This window comes from Azohydromonas lata, from assembly GCF_034427735.1.
In the GTDB taxonomy this organism is placed as follows: domain Bacteria; phylum Pseudomonadota; class Gammaproteobacteria; order Burkholderiales; family Burkholderiaceae_C; genus Azohydromonas; species Azohydromonas lata.
Window position 1 is genome coordinate 1 of record NZ_JAXOJX010000177.1, and the last position, 1,126, is coordinate 1,126.

Here is a 1,126-nt window from a genome sequence, read left to right on the forward strand (position 1 = left end):
TATCAACCCGGCAATTAAACAGAGTACGTGGCCCGGGAGCAGGCATACACGACCTGCTCGTCTTCGAAATAGGCCCTGACTCGCTGCGGCATGTTGCTCAGCGCTTCCATGAAGCGCTGAGCAATGCGCTTGAGAGTGCCGCGGTCGCTGCTGCCCGGGCGCATGCGCAGTTCAGTCTTGAGGTCACGGTTGACGAGTTCGTCGGGGTTCATCTGCGGCGAGTACGGCGGCAGGTAGAACAGCTCGATGTCGTCCTTCTTGGCCTGCGCCCACTGCCGTACTTTTTCGGCGCGGTGCACAGCCAGGTTGTCCACGATGAGAAACACCTTGGCCGGTGAGTCGTGCACCACGGCGGCCATGAAGTCGATGAAGCGCTCGGCGTTGATGGCGCCATCATGGAAGCCAAAGCGCAGCAGGCCCTGGTTGGTGAGCGCCGAGATCATCGTGATGCCGGGCGTGGGGCGCCGTGCAGCATGCTCGATCACGGGTGTGTGGCCTTCGGGTGCATACCCTCGCACCCAGGCCGTGTCCTGGCGCACGGCCGTCTCATCGGCCCAGTGCACCAGGGCTCCTTCGGCCTTGGCACGCCGCACGATGGTTGGATACTCAACCTCCAGCCACTGCCGAACCTGCTCGGGCCGCTGCTCCAGCGCTCGCTTGGCTGGACGCTGCGGCGTGAAGCCCCAGCGCCTCAAGTACTCGCCCACCGTGCGGATGGGCATGTCGATGCCGAAGTCGAGCTTGATGGCTTGCTGCACGGCCTTGCGGCTCCACAGCGCATGGGGCAACCCCAACCGAGCCGGGCTGCCACTCACTATCTGCTCGCGTAACCGTCGCTCGTCTTCGAGCCCGAGCGTGCGCTTGTCTCCCAGCAGCCGGCCACGGCGCGTCGAGGCCACTTCGGCGGGCTGCTCTTCATTGAGCCGGTAGCGGTTCACCCAGCTCATGACCGTGGAGCGGTGCAGCCCCACGATGGCTGCAATCTCGTCCCAGGTCTTGTGCTCCTGTCGCAGCCGGTGCGCCTGGCGGCGCAGCAACTGCAGCGATTCCTCGGAAAGCTTGCGTCCGTCTGCCTTGTCCATGAATACAGATTAGGCGGTCGGGTTCTTTATTGCCAGGTTAATAA

1 protein-coding gene is annotated in these 1,126 nt (G+C 63.8%); it reads right to left on the reverse strand.

All coding sequences use genetic code 11. The annotated features are described in order from the left end of the window. Window positions 1-14: 14 nt before the first annotated feature. On the reverse strand, window positions 15-1,082 hold the full coding sequence (locus SM757_RS34870; RefSeq protein ID WP_322468846.1) for an IS630 family transposase: 1,068 nt from the start codon (window positions 1,080-1,082) through the stop codon (window positions 15-17). Window positions 1,083-1,126: the final 44 nt, after the last annotated feature.

Coding starts and splice junctions, on each gene's coding strand:
- SM757_RS34870 (WP_322468846.1), bottom strand. CDS start 1,082: ATGGACAAGGCAGACGGACGCAAGCTTTCCGAGGAATCGCTGCAGTTG.